The organism is Campylobacter sp. BCW_6871 (assembly GCF_001762325.1).
Classification (GTDB): Bacteria; Campylobacterota; Campylobacteria; order Campylobacterales; family Campylobacteraceae; genus Campylobacter_D; species Campylobacter_D jejuni.
This window is the reverse complement of the sequence record NZ_MJWQ01000065.1, coordinates 37432-63164: the sequence shown is the minus strand read 5'-3', so window position 1 is coordinate 63164 and position 25733 is coordinate 37432. Positions and strand designations below refer to the sequence as shown.

Annotated in this window: 24 protein-coding genes, 1 tRNA gene and 1 pseudogene; 17 read left to right on the top strand and 9 right to left on the bottom strand. The window is 29.9% G+C overall.

Annotated elements, in window-relative coordinates; translation table 11 throughout:
* Positions 1–78 (top strand): annotated as a pseudogene (locus AJ930_RS10550) (hypothetical protein); the annotation flags it as partial.
* Between the two features lie 87 nt (positions 79–165).
* Here AJ930_RS10550 and AJ930_RS07090 read toward each other — a convergent pair.
* The 4 genes from AJ930_RS07090 to htrA form a co-directional block, all read right to left on the bottom strand.
* Positions 166–240: transfer RNA gene (locus AJ930_RS07090), tRNA-Asn, on the bottom strand.
* A 91-nt stretch (positions 241–331) separates the two neighbouring features.
* Positions 332–1579, bottom strand: a complete 1248-nt coding sequence (locus tag AJ930_RS07085) for an ArsS family sensor histidine kinase (protein WP_044779058.1) — start codon at positions 1577–1579, stop codon at positions 332–334.
* Positions 1576–2250, bottom strand: a complete 675-nt coding sequence (locus AJ930_RS07080; protein ID WP_002777451.1) for a response regulator transcription factor — start codon at positions 2248–2250, stop codon at positions 1576–1578. The genes AJ930_RS07085 and AJ930_RS07080 overlap by 4 nt, the downstream gene beginning before the upstream one ends.
* Positions 2251–2325: 75 nt before the next feature.
* Positions 2326–3744, bottom strand: coding sequence for a serine protease HtrA (gene htrA / locus AJ930_RS07075; RefSeq protein ID WP_070275082.1), 1419 nt, complete (start codon positions 3742–3744; stop codon positions 2326–2328).
* Positions 3745–3943: 199 nt separating this feature from the next.
* Here htrA and AJ930_RS07070 point away from each other — a divergent pair, with 199 nt between their 5' ends.
* From AJ930_RS07070 to AJ930_RS07035, 8 genes are read left to right on the top strand one after another with little or no spacing between them, the layout of a single operon-like run.
* Positions 3944–4837, top strand: coding sequence for a DnaJ family protein (locus tag AJ930_RS07070; RefSeq protein WP_002859296.1), 894 nt, complete (start codon positions 3944–3946; stop codon positions 4835–4837).
* 15 nt (positions 4838–4852) lie between these two features.
* Positions 4853–5227 (top strand): heat shock protein transcriptional repressor HspR, encoded by a 375-nt coding sequence (locus tag AJ930_RS07065; protein WP_044780097.1) that lies wholly within the window; start codon positions 4853–4855, stop codon positions 5225–5227.
* 6 nt (positions 5228–5233) lie between these two features.
* A complete protein-coding gene (locus AJ930_RS07060) occupies positions 5234–6859 on the top strand; it encodes a cation:proton antiporter (RefSeq protein WP_002859297.1) in 1626 nt (541 codons plus the stop codon).
* Between the two features lie 9 nt (positions 6860–6868).
* Positions 6869–7201, top strand: coding sequence for a hypothetical protein (locus AJ930_RS07055; protein WP_044306143.1), 333 nt, complete (start codon positions 6869–6871; stop codon positions 7199–7201).
* Complete coding sequence (locus AJ930_RS07050; RefSeq protein WP_070275081.1) at positions 7198–7818, top strand: HAD family hydrolase; 621 nt, start codon at positions 7198–7200, stop codon at positions 7816–7818. The genes AJ930_RS07055 and AJ930_RS07050 overlap by 4 nt, the downstream gene beginning before the upstream one ends.
* A 55-nt stretch (positions 7819–7873) precedes the next feature.
* Positions 7874–9868: a glycine--tRNA ligase subunit beta gene (gene glyS / locus AJ930_RS07045; protein WP_070275080.1), complete on the top strand. Its 1995-nt coding sequence runs from the start codon at positions 7874–7876 to the stop codon at positions 9866–9868.
* A complete protein-coding gene (locus tag AJ930_RS07040) occupies positions 9865–10686 on the top strand; it encodes a M23 family metallopeptidase (protein ID WP_070275079.1) in 822 nt (273 codons plus the stop codon). Before glyS ends, AJ930_RS07040 begins: the two co-directional genes overlap by 4 nt.
* Positions 10683–11633 carry an SAM-dependent methyltransferase gene (locus tag AJ930_RS07035; RefSeq protein ID WP_070275078.1) on the top strand — a complete coding sequence of 317 codons (951 nt, stop codon included), beginning with the start codon at positions 10683–10685 and terminating at the stop codon, positions 11631–11633. Before AJ930_RS07040 ends, AJ930_RS07035 begins: the two co-directional genes overlap by 4 nt.
* Here the strand turns inward: AJ930_RS07035 and AJ930_RS07030 are convergent.
* A complete protein-coding gene (locus AJ930_RS07030) occupies positions 11630–12604 on the bottom strand; it encodes a Ppx/GppA phosphatase family protein (RefSeq protein ID WP_070275077.1) in 975 nt (324 codons plus the stop codon). The two genes, AJ930_RS07035 and AJ930_RS07030, sit on opposite strands and share 4 nt — an antisense overlap.
* 55 nt (positions 12605–12659) lie before the next feature.
* Between AJ930_RS07030 and AJ930_RS07025 the strand changes: the two genes are divergently transcribed.
* Positions 12660–13448, top strand: a complete 789-nt coding sequence (locus AJ930_RS07025; RefSeq protein ID WP_070275076.1) for a pyridoxine 5'-phosphate synthase — start codon at positions 12660–12662, stop codon at positions 13446–13448.
* Positions 13429–14523, top strand: a complete 1095-nt coding sequence (gene pdxA, locus AJ930_RS07020; protein WP_070275075.1) for a 4-hydroxythreonine-4-phosphate dehydrogenase — start codon at positions 13429–13431, stop codon at positions 14521–14523. The genes AJ930_RS07025 and pdxA overlap by 20 nt, the downstream gene beginning before the upstream one ends.
* Here pdxA and AJ930_RS07015 read toward each other — a convergent pair.
* Positions 14501–15115, bottom strand: a complete 615-nt coding sequence (locus AJ930_RS07015) for a hypothetical protein (protein ID WP_070275074.1) — start codon at positions 15113–15115, stop codon at positions 14501–14503. The genes pdxA and AJ930_RS07015 overlap by 23 nt on opposite strands.
* 111 nt (positions 15116–15226) lie before the next feature.
* On the opposite strand from AJ930_RS07015, the gene AJ930_RS07010 reads away from it, so the two are divergent.
* The 4 genes from AJ930_RS07010 to AJ930_RS06995 all read left to right on the top strand — a co-directional run bounded on the left by AJ930_RS07010 (position 15227) and on the right by AJ930_RS06995 (position 18903).
* A complete protein-coding gene (locus AJ930_RS07010) occupies positions 15227–16426 on the top strand; it encodes an MFS transporter (protein ID WP_002856604.1) in 1200 nt (399 codons plus the stop codon).
* A gap of 55 nt (positions 16427–16481) precedes the next feature.
* Positions 16482–16802 (top strand): invasion antigen CiaC, encoded by a 321-nt coding sequence (gene ciaC / locus AJ930_RS07005; protein ID WP_070275073.1) that lies wholly within the window; start codon positions 16482–16484, stop codon positions 16800–16802.
* A 179-nt stretch (positions 16803–16981) separates the two neighbouring features.
* Entirely contained in the window at positions 16982–18004 is a 1023-nt protein-coding gene (gene hemE, locus AJ930_RS07000; protein WP_070275072.1) for a uroporphyrinogen decarboxylase, read from the top strand.
* Positions 18001–18903, top strand: a complete 903-nt coding sequence (locus AJ930_RS06995) for a radical SAM protein (protein WP_070275071.1) — start codon at positions 18001–18003, stop codon at positions 18901–18903. Before hemE ends, AJ930_RS06995 begins: the two co-directional genes overlap by 4 nt.
* Here AJ930_RS06995 and AJ930_RS06990 read toward each other — a convergent pair.
* The 3 genes from AJ930_RS06990 to AJ930_RS06980 are packed head-to-tail and all read right to left on the bottom strand — an operon-like array spanning position 18900 to position 22387.
* Positions 18900–20096 carry a hypothetical protein gene (locus AJ930_RS06990; protein WP_070275070.1) on the bottom strand — a complete coding sequence of 399 codons (1197 nt, stop codon included), beginning with the start codon at positions 20094–20096 and terminating at the stop codon, positions 18900–18902. The two genes, AJ930_RS06995 and AJ930_RS06990, sit on opposite strands and share 4 nt — an antisense overlap.
* A 1-nt stretch (position 20097) precedes the next feature.
* Entirely contained in the window at positions 20098–21900 is a 1803-nt protein-coding gene (uvrC, locus tag AJ930_RS06985; protein ID WP_070275069.1) for an excinuclease ABC subunit UvrC, read from the bottom strand.
* Positions 21893–22387 (bottom strand): hypothetical protein, encoded by a 495-nt coding sequence (locus tag AJ930_RS06980; RefSeq protein ID WP_004305626.1) that lies wholly within the window; start codon positions 22385–22387, stop codon positions 21893–21895. Before AJ930_RS06980 ends, uvrC begins: the two co-directional genes overlap by 8 nt.
* A 138-nt stretch (positions 22388–22525) precedes the next feature.
* Here AJ930_RS06980 and guaA point away from each other — a divergent pair, with 138 nt between their 5' ends.
* Complete coding sequence (gene guaA, locus AJ930_RS06975; protein ID WP_070275068.1) at positions 22526–24061, top strand: glutamine-hydrolyzing GMP synthase; 1536 nt, start codon at positions 22526–22528, stop codon at positions 24059–24061.
* A gap of 85 nt (positions 24062–24146) precedes the next feature.
* Positions 24147–25607 (top strand): hypothetical protein, encoded by a 1461-nt coding sequence (locus AJ930_RS06970; RefSeq protein ID WP_044779040.1) that lies wholly within the window; start codon positions 24147–24149, stop codon positions 25605–25607.
* Positions 25608–25733: the final 126 nt, after the last annotated feature.

The following is a 25733-nucleotide window of genomic DNA, read 5'->3' as shown; positions in this document are numbered from 1 at the left end:
GAACTTAAAGATGGGGATTATCAAAAGGCAAGTAAAAAAATAGATAAAATTGTCAAAAATCTTAAACAAACAAAATAAAAACTTTATCACAATTTTTTGTGATAAAGACTTATTAATTTTTTATGTTAAAATACATTTACGAATATTAAAAATGGAGTTAAAAAGTGGCTCCGGATGTAGGATTCGAACCTACGACCAATCGGTTAACAGCCGACTACTCTACCGCTGAGCTAATCCGGAATATTTAAAAGTAAAATGTAATTATAGTGAAATTAAAAAACTTTGTCAAGGGTTTTTACACAAAAATGCATTTTTTATGCAAAAAACTAATTTACTCCTTAACAATAACACTTTTTAAATTTCTAAAATAAAACAAATTTACCCCATCTTCATATAAATAATCAAGCTTCATTCCATGTGTTTCTAAAATAGTATTTACAATATAAAGCCCTAATCCAAAACTTGATTTTTGTTTTGATCCTTGAGTAAAAGCTTGAGTATAATATTCTAAAGTATTGTTAAGCTCAGGACCACGATTTTTAAAACAAATATAATCGTCTATAATATCAATTTGCACAAACCCATCTTCAGAATGTTTAATACCATTATCTATCATATTTTTAATCGCTGTAGTAAAAAGTTTAAAATCCACATTTACAAAAAAACTTTCTTCCATAAAAATACGTATATTGCTATCATCTCGCATTGCAATTTCTTTGGCTTCATCTAAAACATCTAAAATATTGTATTTTTTTCTATTTATAAAAGCAGCCCCTGAAGTAATTTGCTCAATAGCAGCAAATTCATTAATTAAAATTTCAAGTCTAGTAAAAACCCCATTTAAGCGCTCTTTATATTTATTATCTTCTATCATTTCTAACGTTAAGAGCCCTTTAGTAATAGGAGTTTTGAGTTCATGCATAATATTTCTTAAAAAAAACTGACGAGATTGGTTTAGCTTTCGAATTTGAACAATGGCTTGATAAAAAGCTTCACTTACTTGTGAAATTTCATCCACCCCAGTGCTTACATCTTCTATATCACTAAGCTTTCCTTGGGCAAATTTATCAATTTGTTTTTTAAGTCTTTTGAGTGGTTTTAATTTTTTAAATATATAAATATAAAGCAATACAAGAATACAAATCATAGCTACAGCTATAGCTTTGATAATAAAATACCTATAGGTTTGATAATCTTGATCCTTATAAAGATAAACCTTTCCATCATAAATAATATTTAAATACACCTGTCTATTATAAGAAATAATCTCGATTAAGCCATTATTAACCTCAACCCTAGCTAAAACATCACCTCTAAAAAGAATTTTACGGATCTGCTTTGCTTCTGTTATCTCATCCATTTTATTATAATTTTTTGTCTGCTCTTCAAATTCTTTTTCGCTGATAACTCCTGCAAAATTTAAGAGCCTTGCATTAGCTATTAAAGAATATTTTGTATTTAATTCTCTAGTATAATTTTGCTGATCGTATTCTATAAGCCACAAAAAGCCTAGTATAACACTAACCCCAGCAAAAATAAAAATAAAAGTTATAGTATAAAAAATCGAAGATTTATTCATTGAGTAAGCTTATAACCTATTCCACGTATAGAGTGAATATATTTTGGAGTTTTTGGATCATCTCCCATCTTTTGACGAATTCTACTAATAATAACGTCTATACTTTTATTGCTAGAATCCTCACTAATAGAAGAACAATTATAAACAAGCTCTTCACGACTTACCACTCCACCCTCTTTTTTAATCAAATAGCTTAGAATATCAAATTCAGCATTAGTTAAAGTAAGCTCTTGTCCTTTCATGGTAATAATATGCTTATATTGATCATAAACAAGATCTTTTACACTTTTTGCTATGGCGCTTTTTGTATTTGAAATACGTCTTAAATGACTTTTAATACGTGCTTGTAATTCTTTTGGATTATAAGGTTTTGGTAGATAATCATCTGCTCCAAGCTCTAAAGCATTAACCTTATCTGTAATATCATGTCTTGCACTTGAAATAATAATAGGTGTATCATACTTTTTACGAATCTCTTCACACACTTCGAGCCCATCAAGCCCTGGCAAAGAAAGGTCTAAAATGATAAGCTGATATTCTTTTAATGCAAGCTTAGAAAGACCTATATAAGGCTCATGAGCTATATCAACTTTCATATCAAATTTTTCCAAATATTCAGCTGTAATTTCTGCTAATTCTAAATCGTCTTCTATCATAAGAATATTTGTCATAGTTTTCCTTTATTTTAAACTTAATTTTAATTTTAAACTAAAATTTATAACGAAAGGAAAATCCTTCCGTTATTTTTATTTAAGCACAAGCAAAGTCGCAAAACCATTGCGATATACCCAAACTTTAGTAAATTCTTTTTTATTAACTTGTTTTAAAGCTTGTTCTAAATCTTTTAAATTTCTAATTTCACTTTGTCCAACACCTATGATAATATCACCCTCTTGGAAACCAGAATTTTTTCCTTTGCTCTTTTCTTTAACACTATCCACCAAAACACCATTAACATCTTTTGGAATTTGCAAACGATCCTTAAGTCTTGGATCTAAATTTCTCAAACTCAAACCATCAATCAAATCGCTTTGTACGCCTTTAGGATTTTCTTTTTCACCTTTAAGAGTAAAATTTGCTTGCTTATTTTCTCCATCTCTTTCGTAACTTAATGAAATTTTTTGACCAATCTCTAAAGTTCCTATATAATTTTTAAGATCAATAGGACTTTTTATAACCTTATCATTAACTTTAGTAACTAAATCTCCACGCTTAAGCCCTGCTTCATCAGCACTTGAACCTTTTTGAACATCAGTAATTAAAGCTCCTTCTTGATTTTTGTAAGCTTTTTTAGTATCACCTTGCAAAGCTGAAATAGTCACACCTAAAAATCCTCTATCAATCTTGCCTTTTTCAATAAGTTTTTTAGCTATATCTTTAACCATATTTGAAGGTATAGCAAAACCTATGCCATTATTTCCACCGCCACGAGAAAGAATAGCTGAATTAATACCTACTAAATATCCACGACTATCCACCAAAGCTCCACCTGAATTTCCCGGATTAATAGAAGCATCTGTTTGTATAAAATTTTCATATTGATTTAAACCTATATTGTCTTTATTTAAAGCAGATATTATCCCACTTGTAACACTAAAACCGACTCCAAAAGGATTTCCAAGTGCAAAAACAACATCTCCTTCCATTAAATCATCAGAATTTGTAAAAGTAATAGCTGAAAGATTATTAGCTTCTATTTTTATAACAGCCAAATCTGTTTTTGGATCTTTACCTATAAGTTTTGCTTTATATTCTGTATCACTTCCTGGTAAATTTACTGTAATTGTATCAGCATCATCTACAACGTGATTATTTGTTACTATATAACCATCTTTTGAAATAATCACCCCTGATCCCAAAGAACTCACCACTTCTTTATCATTTTTTCCTTTTCTTTGAGGAAAATCAAAATCAAAAAATTGTTTAAAATAAGGATCATTAAAAAAATCATCCAAAGGGCTTGGACGATTTGCTCTTGTAATAGTTTTTGAGGTAGAAATATTAACCACTGATTTTTTTGCATCTTTAATAGAATCATGATAAGAAAGCACTGCATTTCCAGCAGCAGGGTTTACACGATTAGCCGTTGTAGTTGATTCGTTAAAATTAATACTTGCAGCAAATAAAGCACTCGCTAAACTTAATGATAAAAAAATCTTTTTCATTTCATTTCCTTTTATTCTTAAAGATAAATTATCTCGTAAAATATTTTACTGTCTTCATAGTATAAAACCGAAAATTTACAAAATTGTAAATAAAACCTTGAGTGATAAAAATTTATAAAACTTGATTGACTTAGGCTAAAGTTTATGTTATAATTTAATCCTTTATATAATCAAGTAAAAATTTTTAAGGAAATATAACATGAATAGTTTATACGAAACTCTTGGAGTTAGCAAAAACGCTAGTGCAGATGAAATAAAAAAAGCTTACCGTCGCCTAGCTAGAAAATACCATCCTGATATCAACAAAGAAAAAGGTGCAGAAGAAAAATTTAAAGAAATTAATGCTGCTTATGAAATTTTAAGCGACGAAAAAAAACGAGCTCAGTATGACCAATACGGCGATTCTATGTTTGGTGGACAAAGTTTTCATGATTTTTCAAGAAATACTGGTGGGGTAAATTTAGACGATATTTTAAAAGATCTCTTTGGAGGAGGCTTTGGTGGACGCTCAAGAGGGGGTTTTAACGGCTTTTCTTCAAAAGGCTTTAGCAGTGGTTTTGGAGGATTTGGAGGTTTTGAAGAAGAAAATTTAGACAGCAATCTAGAGCTTCACATTCCTTTTGAAAAAGCTGTTAAAGGCGGGGAACATAGTTTTAATTTTCAAGGCGAAACCATTAAATTTAAAATTCCACACGGTATAAAAGAAGGCGAGAAACTAAGAATTCGCTCTAAAGGAAAACAAAGCAGAAATGGAGCTAGAGGCGATTTAATCATTATTGTAAAAATAGAAGAAAGTCCTATTTACACAAGAGAAGATGATGATTTATATCAAAAGGTTGATATTTCTTTAAAAACTGCACTTTTTGGTGGAAAAATAAATATAAAAACACTCAAAGAAGGCAAGGAAGAAGCGACAATTAACATAACACCTAATTCAAAAAATAACCAAAAAATTCGTTTAAAAGGTTATGGGGTGCAAAATAGAAAAAGTGATATTTATGGGGATATGTATTTGATTTTAAATGTTGTTTTGCCAAATTTAGATACTCTTGATGAAAAATTTATAGAACTCTTAAAAGAAAAATTACCTTAAAGAAAGGAATAAAATATGGAACACCATTATGATGAACCTGTATATTTAATCAGTGTTGTGGCTAAAGTTTTAAGCATACATCCACAAACCTTAAGGCAATACGAAAGAGAAGGATTGATAGAGCCAAGTAGAACCGATGGCAAAATAAGACTTTATTCTCAAAGGGATATTGACCGTATTAAACTTATATTGCGTTTAACAAGAGACATGGGAATCAATCTTGCTGGAGTAGATGTTATCTTAAAATTGAAAAACCAACTTCACGAATTTGAAAATTTAATTGATGAACTACGCTTAGAATTAAGTAAACAACAAGATAAAGAAGCGACTAGTAAAGCCGTTGTTAAGCATAAAAATAGCTTTGATTTGATTTTTTATGAGAAAAAATAAAAAATAATGGATAATTTTTTAGAAATTTTTTTAATCACCGTTGCTATAGCTATAGTTTTAAATGTCATATTTAAAAAATTTGAAATTCCAACTATCATTGGATATATAGCTGCTGGAGAAATCATTTCTGAAATTTATCATTTAAGTGGCAAAGGCGAAATCACCCATATAGCCGAATTTGGTATAGTGTTTTTAATGTTTACCATAGGGCTTGAATTTTCTTTTAAGCATTTAATGGCAATGAAACAAGAAGTTTTTTTAAACGGCTCTTTGCAGATGCTTACTTGTGGCTTTGTTTTTATGCTACTTGCTATAGGAATTTTAGGACTTGGAGATAAAAGCGCTACCATAGTAGGCTTTGCACTAGCACTTTCTTCAACCGCAGTGGTGCTTAAAATTTTAAATGATAATGGCGATATAAATGAGCAATATGGCAGAAAAGCATTGGGAATTTTGCTTTTTCAAGATATAGCCGTTATTCCTTTGCTTTTGCTTGTAGATATTTTTTCATCCAACAATCAAAACATAGAAAAACTCCTTTTTACCACTTTAATTTCAGCACTTATTTTAATCACTTTATTATTTTTCATAGGTAAATATCTAGTGGATAGAATTTTTAGACTCATTATCCACACTTCTTCTCAAGAAATTTTTATTAGTACTGTTTTATTTATGGTTATTGGAGCAAGTTTTTTAGCAAATTATTTTGGATTTTCTTATTCTTTGGGTGCTTTTATAGCAGGTGCTTTGATAGCAGAAACAAAATATAAACACAAAATAGAAGCAGACTTGATCCCATTTAGAGATTTGCTTTTAGGGCTTTTTTTCATAACTGTAGGCATGCAAATTCAACTTGATGTAGTGGCACAAAATTGGTTTTTAATCATAGTTTTAACCCTTCTTGTAATGGCTTTAAAATTTGGCATAGTTTTTGGCTTTTTATTTCTTTACACCAAAAAAAGAGTAGCGCTTAAAACAGCTTTTGCCATAGCGCAAATTGGCGAATTCGCCCTAGCAATTTTTTCTCTTTTACAAGCAAAAAATATGCTTGATATCAAAACTTCACAAATTTTAATTGTTGTTTCTATTTTAACCATGATTATCACGCCTTTTATTTTAAACAATATAAGAAAAATTACCAATGTTGTAGAAGATATAGCACTTAATACCAACGCTGTGCAAAATATTGACAGCAATATCAAGCTTAAAAATCATCTTGTTGTTTTTGGCTATGGACGCTTAGGACAAGAAGTCGTACAAAAAATCAAAAACACAGGCGTACCTTATCTTGTTTTAGAAAGTGATTTAAATTTAGTAGAACTTGGAGTTAGTCGGGGTGAAAATGTCGTTTTTGCCAATGCTGCTCAAGAAGAAACCTTAAAAATTGCCAATATAGAAGAATGTGCAGTAGCTATTATCACAGTTACAAATGAAGCTAAACTTGAAATTTTATGTCAAGTGCTAGCTAATTATCCAAAACCTATAGATACTATCATTCATGTAAATGGAACTTTGAAAAAGATGCTTTTTTCTAGCATAGATGAAAATATACGCATCATTCGCTCTGAAAAAGTAATCGCTAGAAATTTAGTTCAAGAAGCACTAGAATGCCGCATTCATAAAAATACCTAAGGAAGAATTTTGACAAAAAACGAAGAAAAAGCCTTACGCGTAAAATACCTAAGAAATCTTGAAAAATTTTTCAATGGCGCTATATCTGCACTTAAAAAAGAAGATTTTGATAAAACTAAATTTGAAGAAAGAATGTTAAAAAATGCTAAATTTTTTGAAAAAAATCCCGCGGTAAATCTTAACTCAACCTACGCAAAAAATCTTGAATTTTTTGTCAATTCCTGTTTAGATTTTTCCAAAGAAAAAAGCGAGCTTTTAAATCTTGCCAATGCTTTAGATAAGCAAAAAAAACAAGGTGAGAAAAAAGAAAAACATAAAAATTATTTAAAGGATTATGAATGATTAATGTATTTTTTGATATGGATGGAACTTTAATCGATAGTGCAAATGCCATTTCTTGTGCAGTTAATGAAATAAGGCAAGATTTAAACCTAGCCCCACTTTCAAGAGAAATCATTATGCAAACCATCAATACTCCCAATATTGACTGGGCAAAAGAACTTTATAATATAGAAAATTTCCATCATTCTAGTTTTAAAGAAGGCTATGAAAAATATTTTATCAAACACTATGAACAAAGCGTGGTGCTTTTTGAAGGAGTGAAGGAACTTTTAGAATTTTTAAAAAGCAAAAATTGTTTTTTAGCTATTGCCACTAACGCCCCTCAAAGCTCACTTTCAAGCATACTTAAAAAACACGATATCATTCCTTATTTTGATAAAATTTTAGGCATAAGTTTAGGCATAGAACCCAAACCTCATCCTATGATGCTAGAGCTTTTAAAAAGCGAGGCTCGACATAAAACAAGCGTTTTTATAGGAGATAGTCAAAAAGATAAAGAATGTGCTAAAAATGCTAATTTGCCTTATTTTCATGCCAAATGGTATCAAAAAGATTTAAAAGAAAATGAATTTAGCAACGCTAGTGAACTTAAAGGCTTTTTGCAAAAGTATTTATAAGTTTTTTAATGAAATTTTAGTTAAAATTAGAAACAAATTTTAAAAAGAGTAAATTATGAGTGAATTATTAATAGAAATTGGCACAGAAGAATTACCTGCTATTCCTTTGCTAAAAGAATTAGCTAATATAGAAAAAAAATGGAAAAATGTTTTAGAAGAATATCGCTTGGTAAGTGATTTTAAATTTTATTATACTCCGCGTCGTTTAGTTTTTCTTCATGAAAATTTTGCAGACAAACAAGAAGATAGCTTTGCTGAATTTATAGGAGCACCTAAAAATGTCGCCTATAAAGATGGAGTTTTAACTCCTGCGGGACAAAGCTTCCTACAAAAAGCAGGGATCAGTGAAAGTGAACTCGCTTTTAAAGAAATCAAAGGCAAAGAAGTTTTATACCATCAAAAAGCTATTAAAGGTTTGCAAAGTCAAGAAATTTTAGGAGAAATGGTAGAAAAATTTCTAAAAAGTCTTAGTTTTGGCAAAAGTATGCGCTGGGGTGCAAATTCTTTTGAATTCATTCGTGCGATCCGTTCTATAGCTTGCATTTTAAATGATGAACTTGTTGATTTTCAAAGTTATGGGATAAAAAGTGCTAAAAAAACTTTCATTCACAGAAGTGTAAGTTATGATTTGAAAGATTTTAACAATGCAAAAGAATATTTTGAACTACTAGAAAAAAACTATATCATCCTTGATCCAATCAAAAGAAAAGAAAAAATACTTGAACAATTTAAACTCATAGAAAGTCAAAAAAATATACAAATTGGAGAAGATGAGGAGCTTTTAGCTGAAGTAGTTGCTATCACAGAATATCCTAATGCACTTTTAGGAAGCTTTGAAGAAGAATTTTTAGAAATTCCTAGCGAAGTCATCATCACTTCAATGAGAGAAAATCAACGCTATTTTGCGGTTTTTAACGACAAAGGCTTAAGTAATCATTTTATAGTAGTAAGCAATGCAGTATGTAAGGATTATTCAAAAATCATACATGGAAATGAAAGAGTTTTGCGTGCAAGACTTAGCGATGCAATGTTTTTTTATCAAAATGATTTACAAAATGGTTTGCAACCTGAAAAACTTGCCAAAATGACTTATCTTGAAGGTTTAGGCACAATGCAAGATAAAAGTTTAAGAGAGATTAAAATTGCTGAAATTTTATGTCAAATGCTTCATAATGATAAAATCGAAAATATCAGCACAGCACTAAAATACGCCAAAGCAGACTTAGCCACACAAATGGTTTATGAATTTACTGATTTACAAGGCATTATGGGAAGTTATTATGCGCAAAAAATGGGCTTAAATTATGAAATTTGCTTAGCCATCAAAGAACAATATCTTCCTAATTCTGAACAAGCTCCACTTCCAAGCACAGAATTTTCAAGCATAGTAGCCCTTGCAAACAAGCTTGATACCCTTATAGGACTTTTTAGTATAGGAAAAATTCCAAGCGGAACAAAGGATCCTTATGCCTTAAGAAGAGCAGCCAATGGGATCATTAAAATCGCTCTAAATTTAAATAAAGAATTTGATATCCAAATTTTATTAGAAAAACTTTCAAGTCATTATAAAAGCTTTGATATGCGAATTTTAAAAGATTTTATTTTTGAAAGACTTTATACTTTTTATACGGTCAATGCTTCTTTTGTAAAAGCGGTTTTAAGCTCACAAAATACAGATCTTATTCATATCAATCAAAGCGTAAATGCTCTTATAAAACTTAGCAAAAAAGATAATTTTAATGAAAATTTTGCAACCTTTAAAAGACTAGCCAATATCGCCACTAAAAATCCTCATAAAGTTGATGAAAGTCTTTTTACTCAAGAAGCAGAAAGCAAACTTTACAAAGCTTTTCAAGAAAAAACTAAAGCCAACTCTTTACAAGAAAAACTTGAAAATCTTTTTGCACTCAAGCCTTTTATCGACGAGTTTTTTAATCAAGTGATGATTAATGCTGAAGATGAAAAACTTAAAAATAATCGCCAAGCTTTGGTTTATGAAATTTATGCGGAGTTTTTAAAAATCGCCGATCTTAAAGAGTTAAGCCTATGAAAGCCTTATGGCTTTTTTTAAGCCTTACTCTTTGGCTTTTTGGAGCTCAAAATTTAGAACTCATCAAAGGTCAAGCTTTATTTTTGGAGCTAGATAAGAAAGATTTTTTATCTTTAAAAAATAATGATAAAAATATTCTCACCTTTGCACATCCTAAAAATCAAGAAAAAATTCTAGCTATTTTTTCCTTACCTTACAAAAATCCCCCGCAAAATACAAAACTTATCGCATTTTATAAAAATAAAAAAGAAGAAATTTTCATAAAAACTTTAGAAGGTAATTATAAAAGTGAAAAATTGCAAGTTGAAAACAAAAAGATTTTTCCGCCAAAAACCGTACAAGAACGCATCGCTAAAGAATTAAAAGAAGCCAATGCGATTTATAGCTCTTATACTCCAAAAGCTTTATTTAACGGTGCTTTTAATATACCTTTAAAATCTTTTATCACAAGTGATTTTGGCAAAGCAAGAACTTTTAATGAAAAAGTAGCAAGTTATCACAGTGGAACAGACTTTAGAGCCGCCACAGGAACACCTATTTATGCAGCCAATTCAGGCATAGTAAAAATTGCAAAAGATCGTTATTTTGCAGGAAATTCAGTAGTCATTGATCATGGTTTTGGAATTTATTCACAATACTATCATCTTTCTAAAATCGATGTTAAAGTAGGACAAAAGATAAAAAAAGGTGAGCTTATAGGACTTAGCGGGGCTACAGGTAGGGTAAGTGGACCGCATTTGCATTTTGGAATTTTAGCTGGAGGCAAACAAGTCGATCCTTTGGATTTTGTCTCCAAATTTAATGCTATTTTTCAATGAAATTTAGTGACTTTTTCCATGCTTGGCTCCATAAGAGCTATTATAAAAATGCTGTAAGTATAGGAAAAAACGGAGATTTTTTTACTGCTGTGAGCGTAGGAAATCTTTTTGGCACACTTTTAGCCAAGCATTTTTTAAATTTAATAGATAAAAAAAATTTACAACCCCCTTTAGAACTTGTAGAAATAGGCGCTAATGAAGGCTATTTAAGTCGTGATTTTTTAGCCGCTTTGCTTGAATTAAGACCTGAAATTTTTTCTCAAATTTCTTTTTTCATCATAGAACCGCATGAAAAATTAAAAAATTTACAGAAAAAGACCTTAGAAGGAGTGGAATTTACTCACAAAAATAGCCTTAAAGAATGCCATTTTAAGAACGCTTTTTTCTTTTGCAATGAACTTTTTGATAGTTTTACTTGTGAACTTATAGATCATGATAAAATGGCATTTGTAGAAAATTTTAAACTTATTTTTAAAAATATGGATGAAAATTTAATCACAAAATGCAAAACTTTAAATCTTACAAAAGGCGAACTCAGCTTAGAACTTGAAAATTTTTTTAAAGATTTGGATCAAGCTTGCGAGAGGTTTATATTTGCGGGATTTGACTATGGAACTTTTAATGTGCAAAATTTTAGTTTAAGAATTTATCAAAAGCACGAAGTTTTTAACCCCTTTGAAGCACCTTTGAAAGATTTTTTTGGCAAAAGCGATCTAACCTATAATGTCAATTTTACTCATCTTCAAAAACTCATCAAAGAATATGATTTTAAACCTTTAGCTTTTAAAAAACAAAGTCTTGCTTTAATGGATTTTGGTTTTGAAGATTTATTAGAATACACAAAAAATAAAAACATTAAAACTTACGAAAGTTTTTTATCTCAAGCTAAAATTTTATTTTTTAATTTTGATGAAAAATTTCATTTTTTCGAATTTCAAAAAAACTAAAATTTTATATTTTTCATACTTGCTAAACAAACTCCCTCCCTTAAACCCTCATCAATGACTAGAAGTTTATGTTTATCAAACAAAGCATAAAACAGCAAACAACCTGCACTCAAATAATTTTTTCTCATCATGCCTACTTCTTTTATAGCCTTTTTTTCTTCCATATGAAAAAGTTTAATAGCATAATTTAAAAAATCCTTATGGCAAAGTTTTTTACCATTTACTCTACTTGCTTCATACTTTTCATAGCTTATATTTTGTTTTAATGCGCTAAGTGTAGTAGGAACTCCGGAATTTAAAACCACCGTTTTAACTCCTAAAGAACGAAGCTCCTTTTTAATCATAGCTACCTCATCAAAAGCCATAAAAGCTAAATGCTTTAAATAGGGATTTGCAATTAAAAAATGAATTTTAAGTTTTTTATCTTTAATATTGATGATAAATTTAGGATATTTTTTTATCAATTTTTTGTAAGAAATACAAGATTTATAATAAGAATGGCAATTTTTTTCATAAAAACTAATAATACCAAAATCAAAACTTTTAAAACTTTTTCCAAAAGAAAGCTCACAAGAAGCCCCTCCTAAATCACAATACGCAAACTCTCCCCAAATTTTAAGCCTTCTTAAGCCCACTTGCATACCTAAAACACTGATCTTAGCTTCACTTTTGGCATCTATAAGCTTAAAATCAATCCCAAATTCTTCTTTTAAATGGGTAAAAATTTCATTTGTATTACTTGCCTTTCTAAAAGCTGCAGTCGCTACAGCTCTTGCTTTGCTTAAATCTTGCTCTTTAGCTAAAATACTCAAAGCATTTTTTAATCTTTGTATGGCTTCTTTAGAAATTTCTCCGCTTTGATTTAGATTTTTCGCTGCCCCAATAACAAATTCATATTCTTTTAATTTATTTAATTTTTCATCCATTTGTACTGCTCTTAAAGTATTTGAACCAAGATCTATACCTAACATGACTTTCCTTGTTTGATTTTATAGTATAATAGCAAAAAAGTTCTAAAGGAAAAATATGCTTTTAGGTGTAAATATCGATCATATCGCAGTGTTAAGACAAGCTAGAATGGTAAATGATCCTGATCTTTTAGAGGCTGCTTTTATAGCAGCTAAACACGGAGATCAAATCACTTTGCATGTAAGAGAAGATCGCCGTCATGCTCAGGATTTTGACTTGGAAAATATCATAAAATTTTGCAAAAGCCCTATCAATTTAGAATGTGCTTTAAATGATGAAATTTTAAATTTAGCTCTTAAACTCAAACCCCACCGCGTTACTTTAGTGCCTGAAAAAAGAGAAGAGCTTACTACAGAAGGGGGACTTTGTTTAAATCATGCTAAATTAAAACAAAGCATAGAAAAACTTCAAAATGCAAACATTGAAGTTTCACTTTTTATCAATCCTAGTTTAGAAGATATAGAAAAATCAAAAATTTTAAAAGCCCAATTTATAGAGCTTCATACAGGACATTATGCGAATTTACACAACGCACTTTTTAGCAATATCTCTCATACTGCTTTTGCCTTAAAAGAACTTGGTCAAGATAAAAAAACCTTGCAAACTCAATTTGAAAAAGAATTGCAAAATTTAGAACTCTGTGCCAAAAAAGGCATAGAACTTGGCTTAAAAGTAGCCGCAGGACATGGTTTAAATTACAAAAATGTAAAACTCATAGTAAAAATTAAAGAAATTTGTGAGCTAAATATAGGACAAAGCATTGTAGCAAGATCTGTATTTACAGGACTTAAAAACGCTATTTTAGAAATGAAAGAACTTATAAAAGATGAAAAAACTAGCCATTAGTATAGGCGATATAAACAGCATAGGACTTGAAATTTTAGTGCGTTCTCATGAAGAACTAAGCAAAATCTGCACACCTTTTTATTTTATCCACGAAAGCTTACTTAATAAAGCTTTAAAACTTTTAAATTTAAAACTTTTTAATGTAAAAATCGTAGCTTTTAAAGATGACAAAGACTATGAGTTTAATTTTATAAAAAAAGAAAATTCTCTTGAAATTTACTCTTTTTGCCTTCCTTTAGGCTTTAAAGTGGATGAAAATTTTGAAATCAAGGCTGGAGAAATAGATGCAAAAAGTGGACTTTATGGTTTTTTAAGCTTTAAGGCGGCAAGTTATTTTGTCTATGAAAAACACGCCCATGCCTTACTTACTCTACCTATACACAAAAAAGCTTGGGAAGATGCAGGACTTAAATACAAAGGACACACCGATGCTTTAAGGGATTTTTTTAAAAAAAATGCCATTATGATGTTAGGTTGCAAAGAACTTTTTGTAGGGCTTTTTAGCGAACATATACCTTTAGCTAAAGTGAGTAAAAAAATCACTTTTAAAAATTTAAGTATCTTTTTAAAAGATTTTTACAAAGAAACGCATTTTAAAAAAATGGGGCTTTTAGGTTTTAATCCTCACGCTGGAGATTATGGAGTTATAGGTGGAGAAGAAGAAAAGATCATGGAAAAAGCTATAGCCTTTGTCAATGCCTTTTTACACTCTAAAAAAGATGAAAAATTTTTCAAAAAAGCCTTAAAAGATGAAAATTTACAAAAAGAATTGCTTTTAAATTTTAAAGGCAAGGGCATTTATCTACCCTATCCTTTAGTAGCTGATACAGCTTTTACCAAGGCTGGTTTAAAAAACTGCAATCGTTTAGTGGCTATGTATCACGATCTTGCCCTTGCTCCTTTAAAGGCCTTGTATTTTGATAAAAGCATCAATGTGAGTTTAAATTTACCCATCATACGCGTTAGCGTTGATCATGGCACGGCCTTTGATAAGGCCTATAAAAATGCTAAAATCAACACTAAAAGTTATTTTGAAGCGGCTAAATTTGCAATCAATTTAAATTCCAAAGCTTAAATTTAGCCCTAGAATCAATCAAATCTTCTTTAGCCAAGCTGTCTATAAAATCTTGCAAATCTTTATTGGTATTTAAACTTTGAGTGAGTAAATTTTCATATTTATCAACTTTATTTTTAAAAATTTGCCCTAAAACTTCTTTAGTCTTTATATCTTTTTTTGCTCTTTGCGTAAGCTCTAATAAAGCTTTAGCATAAGCTTCTTGCATGCAATCACTTGCATTGAGTAAAGGTAAAATAGGATTTTCCCCTGCTTTTGTGTTTTGCATATTTTTTATACAAATTTTTCTTTCTTTAATCATCTTTTTTGAAATAGCTTTAAAATCTTTTTTTGTCTTTTTATCTGCTTTTTTTGAAATATTTTGATACAAACTACTATAAATGTTATCTACTAAAGCAAGTTTTTTATTCTCAAATTCATTACGCACGCCAATTTCATTACATATCATAAGCTCATCATCACTTTTGCCATCATCTTTCACCTTAGAACAATCAAAACTAGGTTTTACCTCATCTTTATAAATAAGCTCATCAAAACTCAAAGCCCCTAAACTCACCAAACTTAAACCGAGCAATAAAATAATTTTTTTCATTATTTACCTTTAAAATTTTTATTTTATTTTAACAAAAATATTTTGATTTTTTTAAGGAAATTAAGCCTTTATTTTATTATAATGCGTTTTTATTTTTATAAGGAAATTAAAATGCAAAATTACAAAAAAGCTCTTTTTGCACTAGCTCTTAGTGCTTTTTGTATGGGTGTAACTGAATTTGTCATGGCAGGAGTTTTGGTTGATGTTGAAGCGTATTTTAGCGTAGATGCAAAAACTGCGGGCTATCTTACAACCTTATATGCTATAGGTGTTGTTATAGGTGCTCCTCTTATTACTATACCTTTAAGTCGTTTTCACAGACATACACAACTTTTAATCAATCTTGGAATTTTTGCTTTAGCAAATTTCATTATCTTTTTTAGCCAAAATTTCTATCTTACAGCGTTTGCACGTTTTGTAGCAGGAACACAGCATGGGGTGTTTTTTGTCATTGCTACCTTAGCTGTAAGTGCTATAGTACCTAATGATAAAAAATCAAGTGCTCTAGCTATAATGGTCACAGGACTTACCGTAGCCTTAGTTACTGGAGTACCACTTGGAACTTTTATAGGACATTATTTTGGCTTTAAATTTATCTTTTTACTTATTTTTATCATTACAAGCCTAGCATTTTTTGGAGTATGGCATATGATGCCCAAAAATTTACATCCTAGTCCAACCAGTCTTAAAAATCTAATCCCTGCTTTTTCGCATCAAAATTTGTTAAAAACTTATACTATAACCATTTGTAGTTGCGGGGCTCAATTCGTTCTTTACACTTATTTGCAAAAATTACTTGTAGAAATAAGCGGTTTTAAAGTCCAAGATACAGCTTATATCTTGCTTTTATATGGAATTTGTGCAATTTGTGGGAATTTATGGGGCGGAAAAATAGTAGATAAAAAAGGTGCTATTTTTTCCTTGCGTCTTATTTTAAGCATACAAGTTCTAGTATTTTTAAGCGTATTTCTCACCATGCATTCTAAAATTTTAATCATTTTTAGCGTAGCTTTGATAGGATTTTTTGCCTTTTCCACTATACCTGCGCTAAAAATGCTTAGCATTGCTAAAGCTAAACGCCATACTTATAAAGTCATAGACAGCACAGTAAGTGTAAATGAAGCAGCTTTTAATGTAGGCATAGCTTTAGCAAGTTTTTTAGGTGGGATTGTTTTAGCAGGATTGGGCATAGAATTTAATGCTTTATTTTCGGCACTTTTTGTAAGCCCTGCTTTGATTTTTGCCTTACTTTTTGCCAAAGATAAATTAAATTATAAAAAATTTCAAAGAAAAAGTTTAAAAAAGATATAAATTGGAATAGAAATTGCTTGTTTGTTTAATGTAAAGTTAAATAAAAGAGGAGAAAATGGTAGTAGATAATACTCAAAAAACATCAAATGCTATTTTTAGCACCACAACAAAGGTTAAAGAGAAAAATACTTCAGCAGATGAATTTCAAGCCACATTAAATGAAGTAAAAAACAAAGAAGAAAAGGAAAAAGAAAAAACAAGCTCAAGCAAATTTACTAATGAAGACATTGATCTTGGTACTGTTAGAGAAGATTTTAGATCTTATGCTTGGCAAAAAATGAGAGAAGATCAATACAAAAAAAATGAGGAGACTTTGCTAAATAAGCTTTTTGCTACAATTGACGCAGGAAATGCCACAAACAATACAAAGGCTTAATATACAAATCAAAACTCAAATTACATAAACGAGAATTCCAATAATTCTCGTAAATTTTCTAATAACTCCAGATAAAATGAAAAAATTTATTATTTCCTTTATATGAAGCAAATATAGAAAAATTGACCAATTTAATTTATCAATTTCTGTTATAATTTTGCCAAAAACAAAGGAAAATAATGATTTTTATTGATGCTTGCTTTAAAAAACCTACACCCTATACCCCTATTTGGATGATGCGTCAAGCAGGAAGATATTTGCCAGAATATATGGAAGTAAGAAAACAAGCGGGCGATTTTCTCTCTTTGTGTAAAGACTATAAAAAAGCTTCTGAAGTTTCTTTACAGCCTATTGATATTTTAGATGTAGATGCAGCAATCATTTTTTCAGATATCTTAGTTGTTCCTCTCGAAATGGGCATGAATTTACATTTTGAAAAAGGAGAAGGACCTGTTTTTGATAATCCTATTTCAACCCTAGAAGACTTAGAAAAACTTGACGATCAAAATGCGCATAAAAAATTAAATTATGTCTATGATGCCTTAAAGCTTACAAGAGAAAAATTATCCCAAAACAAGGCTTTAATAGGATTTTGCGGAAGCCCTTGGACTATAGCTACCTATATGATAGAAGGAAGTGGAAGTAAAAATTATGCAAAGTGTAAAAAAATGCTTTATCAAAACCCAGAACTTTTACATAAAATTCTAAACAAACTAACTCAAGTTTTAAAACTTTATTTAGAAGAGCAAATTAAAGCAGGTGCTAATGCTATACAAATTTTTGATAGCTGGGCAAGTGCTTTAGAATACGATAAGTTTTTTGAATTCTCTTTTAATTATATGCTTGAAATTTCAAATTTTATTAAAAGCAAATACTCAAATATACCTGTAATTTTATTCCCTAAAGGCATTAGCGGTTATTTGGATAGAATCGATGGTAATTTTGATGTTTTTGGGGTTGATTGGAGCACTCCGCTTGATTTAGCACGTGATAAACTATCACACAAATACACTCTTCAAGGCAACATGGAGCCTTGCAGACTTTATGATAAAAATGCCATCAAAGAAGGAGTGGAAAAAATACTAAAAACCATGCAAAATAAAGCTCATATTTTCAACTTAGGACATGGGATCTTGCCTGATATTCCTGTTGAAAATGCAAAATATTTTATCAAGCTTGTACAAGAAAGTTCAGCTAAATGAAAATACTCTTTGGTCCTGTTAGCTCAAGGCGTTTTGGAAGATCTTTGGGTATAGATTTAAGCCCTAGTAAAAAACAATGCAATTTTGATTGTGTTTATTGTGAGCTTGATCCAAAAAAAGCCCAAGAAAAACAGGATGAAATTATCAGCATAGATAAAATTATCTCCGAAGTTAAAGCTATGCTTGAAAAAAATGTTGAATTTGATTTTCTTACCCTTACTGCCAACGGAGAGCCTAGTCTTTATCCTCATTTAAATGAGCTTATTTTATCTTTACGCAGCATTGCTAAAGATAAAAAATTGCTTATTTTAAGTAATGGTACAGCTGTATTAGATGAAGGCAAATTTAATGCTTTGCTAAAACTAGATGTGGTCAAATTTAGCCTAGATAGTGCAGTTGCTAAAACTTTTTATCGTATTGATAGAGCTTTAAAAAACATTGACTTAGAAAAAATGATAGAAAAGATGGCAGATTTTAGAGCTAAGTTTAATGGAGATTTGATTATGGAAATTCTAGTTGTTAAAGATCTTAATGACAACGAAGAAGAATTTAAAGCACTCAATCAAGCTTTAAAAAAAATCATGCCTTTAAGAGTTGATCTAAGCACCATAGATAGACCTCCTGCTTATGCCGTTAAAAAAGTAAGCGAAGAAAAACTTTTAAAACTTTCCAAACTTATAGATTCTACTCCTGTACTCTTAGCCAAAAGACATTATGAAGCTGAAAAACTAAGCTTCAATAAAGAAGAATTATTAAAAATGCTTCATTTACGCTCACAAAGCGAAATAGACATTGAAGTGAAATTTGATGAACAATCTAAAACTCTCTTAAATCAACTTATCAAAGAAAAAAAGGTAAAAATTCTCGATTTAGCTGGAGTTAAATTTTATAAAGTTTAGGCCTTTGGTAAATACTTTCTAAGTAAAGCTATAAGATCATTTCTACTTACATCACTTAAAACTTCACTCACACAATCAAAATCCCTAACTTTTTCCTTTGAAAAAAAGATGATATGGCTTTGTGGATGCTGTTTTTTATAAGCACTTAGCAAATTTCTCATTTGCTCAAGATCAAATTTAATTAATTCATAATCAAGCAAAATCAAACGATAAGTCTCCTTGCTTAATTCTTGTTTTAATTGACTAAAAGAATTTATACATATATTTTTATCGCATTGTTTTTCTATTATATTAAAAAATAAGGTTGCATCAAAATCATTTTGTTTAAAAAGCAATACATTATTTTGATAAGGAGTTTTAAATTTTAAAGTGCAAACCTTATCAAGCTTGTTTTGCAAAATATTTTCAAGATCTTTTTTTTCAAAAGGTAAAGTTAAAAAATACTCATAATGTGTATTTTTATGCCGACCCATCACTATAAAATCATAGTTTTTCTTTATATTTTCATTTAAAATTTTATCCTTGATAAAAATCAAATGAAAGTCATTAACATCAAAACTTAAATTTTTAAAACAAGTACTTTCTATGCCAAAATACGAAAGTAAATTTGCAAGTAAAAAATTTTCAAGCTCATCATTATTAACTATAGCCACATTTGCTTCAAACTGCAAAACCTTTCCATGAGATGTCCCTATAATGCTTTTATGATGCTCTAAAGCCTCATTTAATTCTAATCTAATTTGATCTTTTTGAGAATTTAAGGCATTTAAAATCAAAGAATTAATTTCTTTATTATACCCTTCATTTAAGCAACGCATTGCATTAGATATATTTCCAAGCTGATATAAATTTTCTTCTAATAAATGCAAATATCTGTCTTTTTCATGGGATATTTTAGTTAAATTTTGACCCGTAGTTTCAAATTTTTCCTTTAACAAATCAAGCGCACTATCAACATCAATCTTTTTTTGAAAATTTAAAAAATCATTTTGCATGCAAAAAATTTTTTGATATATTTTGTTTATATTTCTATTTTGTCTAAAAGCAAAAATAAAAAGTGTTAAAGATAAAACAAAAATGCTAGAAAACATACCTATTTTCAGTTGTTCAGCAACACTATCAAGCTTTGAGATATCAATACTTAAATACGCTAAAATTAGATTAAAAATAAAAATTATCCCTGCTAATATCAAATCAATTTTCCTTTATCTTTTGTGCCGCTTTCTTGCCTACAAGCATTGCAAGATCTTTAAAATCAGCCTTATATATAGATTCAAAATTTCCATAATACGCTAAAAGTTTTTGTATAACCCCTGAACTAAGTCCTAAATTTACAAGCTTAGAACTATTCAAGTCCTGTTTTTTCTTAGTATTTTGATGAAAGCTGATAGCAAAACGGTGTGCTTCGTCTCTTAATTTCTGTAAGAATTGTAGTTTTTTATCGTTAATACTTAGGCTAAATTCTCCTTTTAAGGAATGAATTTTATCTCTAGCACCTCCTTTAGCCCTATGTGCTTTTGCATCGATTTTTTCTTTTGAAATAGCTAAAATATCGACATTTGCCCCACTACTTACAATAATTTCTTTAGCCAAATCAAGCAAAGCCTTTCCTCCATCTATAAGCCATAAATCAGGAGGGGGTATTTTATCAAAGTCCAAAGCCCTACGCGTTAAGACTTCACGCATTTGATCATAATCATTTTTATGTTTTAAATGAAATTTGCGATATTTTGACTTATCCCAAGAATTTGCACTATAATTTACCATAGCTCCAACATTTGCCACGCCTTGCAAATGAGAATTATCAAAAATTTCTATATCATTTGGTAAATTTTCAAGCTCAAAATAAGACTTTAATTCTTTTTGTATAGTAAAACCATGATTTTTTTGCTCTTTTTCTATATTTAAAAGTGCATTTTGAAAAGCCAAATCACAAATTCTTCTTTTTTCTCCTATTTTAGGGATTTTAATACTGATTTTTTTATCAAATCTTTGGCTTAAAATTTCTTCCAAAAGCACTCTATCTTCAAATTCTTCATAAACATAAATAACATTTGCAAGCAAAGGAATGTCCATACTAAAATTTTCTAAAATCAATTGCTTATAAATTTCATTTTTATCCCATTGTATATCATTTTTTATAGGAGTAATCTTAGAATTTGCACTGATAATTTTTCCATTTTGCACCACAAAACGTAAGGTTGAAAGCATGGAATTTTCAAAGGCTAAAGCAAATACTTCAAAATCTTCTAATTTTGCAATATCTATTTCAACCTTAACTTCCAAATCTTTAATCGTTGCAATCTGATCCCTTACTTTAGCTGCTTCTTCGTAATTTTCATTTTGTGCTAAATGTATCATTTGTTTTTCTAAATTTTTTATTAAAATACTAGGATTTAAAAGTGCGTGCATAGCCTCATCTAAAATTTCAAGGTATTTTTCTTTGCTGATGCGTTTATCACAAGGCGCAAGACAACGAGAAATTTGATAAAAAATACAAGGGGATTTGCAACTTGCTTTTTGCTTTAAAGGATAGTATAAATAAAGCGCATCTAAAAGCTCTCTAGCACCTTTAAAAAAAGGGCCAAAATATTTGATTTTGCTTTTTTTTACCAATTTTCTAGTGATCTCAAAGCGTGGAAATTCTTCTTCAAAATCCACATAAATATAAGGATAAGTTTTATCATCTCTTAGTAAAATATTATATTTTGGATGCAGTTGTTTGATAAAAGAATTTTCTAAAATCAAAGCATCAGCCTCTGAATTAGTAATGATAAATTCCAAATGCACTGTTTCTTCAATCATTTTTTGAATTCTTAAAGAATTTCTTGGATTTGCATGTAAATTTGGAGTAAAAGCAAAATAAGATTTGACACGATTTTTAAGATTTTTAGCCTTACCTACATATAAAAGCTTTCCTTCTTGATTGAAGTATTGATAAACTCCAGCACTATTGGGAAGAGTTTTTAGCTCATTTTCTAATTTCTCTTTAGTCAAGATTAGAACCTTTTTTTATAAGTTCTCTTAAATCTTCAAATTTCTTAAATAATTTTTCATCTTTAAAGCAATTTTTAAATTCACCCTTAGAAAGCTCCAAATAAGAATTTTTAGAGAGTTTTTCATCATTTTTGTTTTTATTTACTGCATAAGTGTATTTTTGGGAAAAGATTTTTATATCTTTTATATCAACAAATCCACTTAAAGGATATTTTTGTCCATATGCTTTTATGAGAAATTTAATATAAATTTTGCTATCATCATGATTTAATTCTTGATAAGCTGCTGGATGTAAGGTTATTATATTTAAAATATGATTTTTTACATAAATTTTAGCAATCAAACGTTGCTTAGCAAGCGGAAAAGAACTTAAAAAATCTTTGCAAAAAAATAAGGTTTTTAAAGGCTTATAATGAGGTTTATCCATCAATTCATTAATAACAGCACTAGCGTTTTTAGTCATCTTAATATTATTTCTTTTTCTCATAAGATGATTTTAGCATTTCTTTTCTTAATTTTCTTCTGTGCTTGCGGATATAAAGGCAACCCTCAATACACAAGCTATGAACAAAATGGTTCGGTAAAAACCATTAAAAAATACGAACAATTACATAGGTGGTAAATAATGAAAAAAGCAGATATTTTAGTTTTAGACTTTGGCTCTCAATACACTCAGCTTATAGCAAGACGCCTAAGGGAGCAAGGAGTTTATGCAGAAATTTTACCTTTTAATGTAAGTTTAGCTGATATTAAGGCAAAAGAACCAAAAGGTATTATTTTAAGCGGAGGTCCAGCAAGCGTATATGCAACTGATGCGTATTTTTGCGATAAAGGCATATTTGACTTGGGTTTACCTGTTCTTGGAATTTGTTATGGTATGCAGCTTATGGCACATCATTACAAAGCTACAGTTGCACCTGCAGGACATAAAGAATACGGTAAAGCAAACATAGAAGTTAAAAAAGATAGTGCTTTATTTAAAAATCTTCCAAAAAAACAAACCGTTTGGATGAGTCATTCTGATAAAGTAGAAAATTTACCTCAAGGTTTTGAAGTTTTAGCCACAAGTGAAAATAGTCCTTTTTGTGTTTTTGGCAACGAAGATAAGAAATTTTTTGCTCTGCAATTTCACCCAGAAGTACAACACAGTGAATTTGGCAAAAATATCTTAAAAAATTTTGCTAAATACGCTTGTAATTGTGAAAGCGTTTGGAATATGGGTTCTTTTGCAAAAACTCAAGCGGAAAAAATCCGTGAAGAAGTAGGCAGTGATAAAGTGCTTTGTGCTGTAAGTGGCGGAGTAGATAGTAGTGTAGTTGCTGCACTTTTAGCCAGCGCTATAAAAGAGCAAGCTATAGTAGTTTTTGTAGACAATGGACTTTTAAGAAGCGGAGAAAAAGAACAAGTTGAATTTATGTTTAAAAATACCTTAGGTATCGATCTTATCAGCATTGATGCAAGTGAAATTTTCTTAAGTCGCTTGGCTAATGTTAGAGATCCTGAGCAAAAAAGAAAAATCATAGGAAATACCTTTATAGAAGTTTTTGAAGAAGAAGCAAAAAAACATAAAGATGTAAAATATCTCGCTCAAGGCACACTTTATACTGATATCATAGAAAGTTCTGTTATAGGTGCAAGCAAAACCATTAAAAGCCATCATAATGTAGGGGGCTTACCTGAAAAAATGAATCTTAAACTCATAGAGCCTTTAAAAGAAATTTTCAAAGATGAAGTGCGTGCCCTAGGACTTGAGCTTGGACTTAGCAAAGAAGTGGTTTATCGCCATCCTTTCCCTGGACCAGGGCTTGCTATACGCATTATGGGGGAAGTAAATCGCCCTAGCTTAGAACTATTGCGCAAGGCTGATGTAATTTTACTTGAAGAACTTAAAAGCACAGGTTGGTATGATAAAACTTGGCAAGCATTTTGCGTGCTTTTAAATGTTAAAAGTGTTGGAGTTATGGGGGATAACCGCACTTATGATAATGCAGTTTGCATACGTGTTGTAGATGCAAGTGATGGTATGACAGCTACTTTCTCGCATTTACCTTACGAAGTTTTAGAAAACATAAGTCGCCGTATCATCAATGAAGTAGAAGGTATAAACCGCGTTGTTTATGATATCTCAAGCAAACCACCTGCAACTATAGAATGGGAATGATCCATTTTTTCTAACTCTTATTTTTATTATAAAATTTTTATAAAAATAAGGCTAGAATTTATTTAAGAAATTTCAAGGAAGAAATATGCATGGAAAAATAGCTATTTATATGGATTCTACAGGACGTGGAACCGTTACAAACTCAGCAAATACCTTTTTTGACTTCAATCGCCAAATTTGGAATGATAAAAAAAGTATGCCAAGTGTTGGTATGCTTGTGGAATTTAGAACTCTTTCTAGCGAAAAAAAAGCAGAAGACGGCAAGCCCGTTCAAACAAGCAAAACCATAACGGGTATAAAACCTTCAAAATTTCAAGAATTTAAAGAAGGGGATTTTATCACTGAGCATGATTTTTGGAAAACTGATAATGATGATGAATTAGAAGACTTGCAAAACTCAAGAAGAAGTGCTTATATAACAGAACTCTATAGAACAACAGACTTTGACAGTATAGAAAAAATTCCTCTTTCTTTTACTATACCTCAAGCTATACAAAAATATTTTGCCCATGAAATTTTATCCGTAGAAACACTTCAAGCCAATCTACAAGATGAAAAGGAAATTCCTTGCATACTTGATTATCTTATACTTAAAAGATTTTTATTTAAAGCTTATGATACTTTAATTTTTATGGATAATAGCATAGACCAAACCCAATTTAGCGCGTTAAAAAGCATCATGATGCATTTAGAGAATTCATATAAGCAAATGATAGCTGATCAAAAACCAAATATCACTAAAATTTTTAACGAAACTTTTTTATCTTTGCAGTGTCATTACCAAGCTTTAGTAGCCACCATAGATACAAGAAAAAATCGTCTAGCCTCACTTGAAGCACAAATGAAAACTTTGCAATCTGAAATAAATCTTAAAAGCAATGCGGCCAATACAGACCCTGAAAAACTTAAAGCAAGACAAGAAAGATTGGCTAAACTACAAAAAGAAGCAGAATACTACAGAACAACACTAAAAAGACTTGATGCTATAAGGGAAGATTTTTATAAGAAAAATTACAATATTTTCGAAAATGCTTTTAAACTTTCACGAGAAAAGCTCTTTAAAAAAATTGTCACAGGTTTAAATCTATGCGCAACCATAATGGATGTTAAAATTTGGCACTTATCTTTAAAATCATCAGGGGTTAAAAATTCTTATTTTACCATGAGCAATATAGAAAATTCTTTCTGTTCTCTTTCTTTTGCAGAACATTACTTAAGTCGCTTAAATAAATCCGCTCTAAATCCTTTTGATCAAAAACTTTTAGTGTATATTCAAAAAATTACAAAAGAACAAAGAAAAAAATTTTTAGTTGTCACATCGGATTTAGATTTATTATGCAAATTAAAAATTGAAAACTTTTCACAAAATCCATATTATTTAGTAAAATACGCACCTAAAAAAGTGAATTATCAGTCTTTAATGCGTGATAACACCTTTGATATAGTCTATATTGATGAAAAACATGTTTGGGAAAATGTTGCCGATATTATTTTGCAAGGAAAGCATTTTGACAAATCAGGAAAAACCAAATTTAAACTGATTTAAGACATAGAAATTTAAGCTAAATTAAGTTATAATTTCCTTGCCTAAACAGTTTGTGGTATTTAAAGTGATCCAACACATTTTTATTAACTGCGATTGTGTGATTTACCGTGTTCTGTGGCATCGTTT

Coding starts and splice junctions, on each gene's coding strand:
- AJ930_RS07085 (WP_044779058.1), bottom strand. CDS start 1,579: ATGAATAAATCTTCGATTTTTTATACTATAACTTTTATTTTTATTTTT.
- AJ930_RS07080 (WP_002777451.1), bottom strand. CDS start 2,250: ATGACAAATATTCTTATGATAGAAGACGATTTAGAATTAGCAGAAATT.
- htrA (WP_070275082.1), bottom strand. CDS start 3,744: ATGAAAAAGATTTTTTTATCATTAAGTTTAGCGAGTGCTTTATTTGCT.
- AJ930_RS07070 (WP_002859296.1), top strand. CDS start 3,944: ATGAATAGTTTATACGAAACTCTTGGAGTTAGCAAAAACGCTAGTGCA.
- AJ930_RS07065 (WP_044780097.1), top strand. CDS start 4,853: ATGGAACACCATTATGATGAACCTGTATATTTAATCAGTGTTGTGGCT.
- AJ930_RS07060 (WP_002859297.1), top strand. CDS start 5,234: ATGGATAATTTTTTAGAAATTTTTTTAATCACCGTTGCTATAGCTATA.
- AJ930_RS07050 (WP_070275081.1), top strand. CDS start 7,198: ATGATTAATGTATTTTTTGATATGGATGGAACTTTAATCGATAGTGCA.
- glyS (WP_070275080.1), top strand. CDS start 7,874: ATGAGTGAATTATTAATAGAAATTGGCACAGAAGAATTACCTGCTATT.
- AJ930_RS07040 (WP_070275079.1), top strand. CDS start 9,865: ATGAAAGCCTTATGGCTTTTTTTAAGCCTTACTCTTTGGCTTTTTGGA.
- AJ930_RS07035 (WP_070275078.1), top strand. CDS start 10,683: ATGAAATTTAGTGACTTTTTCCATGCTTGGCTCCATAAGAGCTATTAT.
- AJ930_RS07030 (WP_070275077.1), bottom strand. CDS start 12,604: ATGTTAGGTATAGATCTTGGTTCAAATACTTTAAGAGCAGTACAAATG.
- AJ930_RS07025 (WP_070275076.1), top strand. CDS start 12,660: ATGCTTTTAGGTGTAAATATCGATCATATCGCAGTGTTAAGACAAGCT.
- pdxA (WP_070275075.1), top strand. CDS start 13,429: ATGAAAAAACTAGCCATTAGTATAGGCGATATAAACAGCATAGGACTT.
- AJ930_RS07015 (WP_070275074.1), bottom strand. CDS start 15,115: ATGAAAAAAATTATTTTATTGCTCGGTTTAAGTTTGGTGAGTTTAGGG.
- AJ930_RS07010 (WP_002856604.1), top strand. CDS start 15,227: ATGCAAAATTACAAAAAAGCTCTTTTTGCACTAGCTCTTAGTGCTTTT.
- ciaC (WP_070275073.1), top strand. CDS start 16,482: ATGGTAGTAGATAATACTCAAAAAACATCAAATGCTATTTTTAGCACC.
- hemE (WP_070275072.1), top strand. CDS start 16,982: ATGATTTTTATTGATGCTTGCTTTAAAAAACCTACACCCTATACCCCT.
- AJ930_RS06995 (WP_070275071.1), top strand. CDS start 18,001: ATGAAAATACTCTTTGGTCCTGTTAGCTCAAGGCGTTTTGGAAGATCT.
- AJ930_RS06980 (WP_004305626.1), bottom strand. CDS start 22,387: ATGAGAAAAAGAAATAATATTAAGATGACTAAAAACGCTAGTGCTGTT.
- guaA (WP_070275068.1), top strand. CDS start 22,526: ATGAAAAAAGCAGATATTTTAGTTTTAGACTTTGGCTCTCAATACACT.
- AJ930_RS06970 (WP_044779040.1), top strand. CDS start 24,147: ATGCATGGAAAAATAGCTATTTATATGGATTCTACAGGACGTGGAACC.